Raw genomic sequence first — 3,303 nt, 5'->3', positions numbered from 1 at the left:
GGTAAGTAATTAGCCCTTTTCTAAATTAGCTAAAAAAGCCCCGCAAGTGAAAGCTTGCGGGGCTTTTTATTATCAATGATACCAGCGAGCGTCGTTCTATTATCTTAAGCCTATATTTAAGAGCTTATGGGATGATCTTGGTTTTGATTGAAGAACATAGAGAAGAAATTAAAAAGGCCAACGAAAAATAAATGGCAGACTTTTCAAGTACGTATTTCTAAGGCATAGCTTTAACTTCAACCGTGATCGTATCTTGATATTTTCCAGCACGCGCAAATTCGATGTTACCTAACGTCACCTCAAGGGGAACTCCCCAGCGCTTAGTATCCTCATTGTTTGAGAAGGTATAGACCGATTTCTGGTTTACTAAGGCGTTATTAAAGCGCAATGTATATGGGATCGTGACGTTGGATTCCGACTTCTGTTTTAACTCACCATATCTCTGCTTTACAACCAATCTTACATTCGAGTTCGAAAGAAGATCAAAATCGGATCGATAGGTTCGGTTAGATTCAAGGTCACCAAGCTGGAAGCGATAACCTGAGCTCCCTGAGCGTTGAAGGTTTGGTGCGTTAGGCACTGAGTTGAAAGCCACAAACGCTGGTACGTTGAGTTTCACTTTGGCATTTTTTGTCTCTTGTTTTCTATCTAGGGAAATAGAGGCTTCAAGAAGTCCGTTATAATGACCAGATGCGGCCACTTTAGCCTCTGGCACTTTTATCCAAAACTTTGTTCTTTGGCTGTTATCCAGAGGTAGTTGAAAGCCTTTACTAGGAAAGTGGCTCAATTGGCGGAAGTTTTTGTCCAGAATAGTCAGAGGTAAATTTGTTCCAATTGAACTCAAATAGCTAGATTGTTTATTGTTGACCGATACTATGGCCGTCGGGAATCGACAGGTCTGAATATCACGCGACAACTCCAAATAAACGGGAATATAAGCGGCTAAATCTCGCTTAAATTCAACATTGCTTCTGTCGACGTTAAGTATCCACTTGCCACTGCATTCGGCCAAAACCGGTTGAGATAACATGGCTAAACCGAACACTGAGAACTTAAGTAAGTGTTTCATGGTTTATCCCTCTTTAATAAGTAAAGTTGGTAGATAAATCAGATTGTCATTGATTTCTGGGACGCTCAATTTTGTTGGGCTAAAGCCATCTATGACGATGGTGTAGTCACCCGGCGCAACGCCTTCCACAACGAACCTACCTGATCGATTAGTGAAAAATTCATATGTTTTCTGTTGTCCAACTAACTGACCTTGGAAAAGTTTTAGTGGTGTTTTTGGCCCGATCTCAATCTTACCTATAATGGTTTTCGATGCTGCCGAGCCAATTTTTATTAGATGGCCTGTTTGTGAACCTGGTGTAATGTTGTATTCGTGGTCACCGAAGTTATAACCTATTGGCGCATCCGGTACATCAATGTAGATACTGGATAATTGGTGCCCTCCAGATAACTGAACTGCATTACTTATAGTATAGGTAGATATTGCTTCTGCAGGATCGTCTGCAACCGCATTTATTTCTACATCAGCATCTAACGAGTCATGGACAGCGATGATTGCTACAGGGCCATTGATTGGACGTGACCAAGCCAAGTTACCGTCAGCCAAAGTAAACGCAGTACTCGCTCGTAAAGAAGCGGTTTGGTAGTTTGTTGAGTTATCAAATGCTAGGTGAGAAACTTTAGCGTCGGTGATAAATCGGTTTGCTACATAATTACCTTCGATTGAATAAGTTTGAGAGTCACTCTCGCCTTCAGCCGTCATCGCATAACCATAGCTGCCAGTATAATCCTCCGATGGACGTTGGAATTGAGCTCGATAGGTGTCTGGTTCGTTGGAGTAAGATACATTTGCATTGTATTTGCCGTCGTCAGAGTTCCAATCCCAATCAGCAGAAAAGGTGAAGCGAGTTTCGTCAATGTTTTCGTTTGGGTTTTCTTCTTTTTCGATACCTGCAGAGAGTGACACGTTATAAAATTGCCAAGCAATTTCAGTCGAGGCCTGCCATTGTACTTCTGCCTCTTCAAAATCACGATAGTCACCGCTCAGGATTAAGCTCAGGTTATCCGTAATACTGAAAACGTAGTTTGAAAAGACGCGGAGGCCAGTATTCGCATCCGTAATCTGCCAAGGTAATGCGAAATAATTCTCTTGATATTCACTACCAAGACGGAAGTTTGGGGAGCCGTAACTGTCAGTTCCCCATAATTGATGAGAGTAATCTAAGCTGTAGATACTACCTGTCTCATTATTGGGCTTGTTGTTTTGTGCCGAGGCTCGAATCCCCAAATTACCCCAATCGGAACCAACGGTAGCAATCATACCGAGTTGTTGTCCTTCTGGGTGGTACAAACTATTTACACCGACTGTTAAGGTATCGCTGATGCCATAGTCGTAATATCCAGAAGTTACCCATTGCTCGTTGTCATACTTAAAGTTGTTATCTTCAATTGTCGACGTTAAACCAGAGTAAAAGCCAAAATCAGAAATGCCTTCTCTTAATAAGCGTGAGTTAAAGAACTGGCTATAAACGATGGTATCGGTTCTGCCTGATTGATAACTAATGTCTAACTGAACGTCATTGGTACCAGAAACGAGAGGCAAATCATCAAGTGTATATCGACCTGGGGGTAATCGAATCTCGGTGAGAAAAACATCGTTGATATAGATTTCCACATCGGCACTCTCATTCAATACCAGCGGTTGAGTTCCTCCGTTCTGGATGTTTCGGGTAGGTTGTAAGTCTTGATACAAACGTTCAAAAGCAAGGCCACCGAGAGGTGTACTAGGAAGGTGCCCTGCACTTGCTTGGGTGACATCACCAAAGGTTAGACGAAAAGGGGTATTTGGTTCATCGAAGAACAGGCGAGCTTCACCTCGATACACGTCGGAATTGAGATCGCTACCACCAGTTACAAAGCCAGATATTTCAACATTAGCGCCTCGGACGCCACCAATATTGGATTTCAATAACCATTCACCAAGCCAAGTTTGGGTGTCTTCTGCATTAGAGTCGTTGAATAAGGAGTAATCCGTACTGGCATTCAGTGTATTTTGTACTGTCCAAAACGCGCTTTCTGAATATTGGGCGGGTTCATATTTGCTACCAAACGAAAGCAAAAATTCAGCTGCAGCCGTTTCATCAATCACTAAATTTATGCTTTGTTCGGAGGAGTTAAAAGTTGCATTGATACCCATACGATCCAACTGTTCGACTGTGATGTACTCTTCGGAAAAATCTCGTAGTGCAGCCAATGTATCAGGGTTAATCAATTTTTTAGTCGACTGAGCTATCT

The 3,303-nt window shown here is 42.3% G+C and carries 2 protein-coding genes; both read right to left on the bottom strand.

The window, feature by feature from the left end; translation table 11 throughout:
* Nucleotides 1-217: 217 nt before the first annotated feature.
* The gene (locus AB4496_RS27150) at nt 218-1,069 is read right to left on the bottom strand and encodes a hypothetical protein (protein WP_102257752.1); all 852 of its coding nucleotides are present in this window, start codon (nt 1,067-1,069) and stop codon (nt 218-220) included.
* A gap of 3 nt (nt 1,070-1,072) precedes the next feature.
* The coding region (locus AB4496_RS27145) for a fimbria/pilus outer membrane usher protein (protein WP_372133043.1) at nt 1,073-3,303 on the bottom strand (2,231 nt) is incomplete at its 5' end.

The organism is Vibrio sp. 10N.222.46.A1 (assembly GCF_041473595.1).
Taxonomy (GTDB): domain Bacteria; phylum Pseudomonadota; class Gammaproteobacteria; order Enterobacterales; family Vibrionaceae; genus Vibrio; species Vibrio tasmaniensis_A.
The sequence above is the reverse complement of the archived record's forward strand: the minus strand, read 5'-3'. Positions and strand labels throughout refer to the sequence as shown.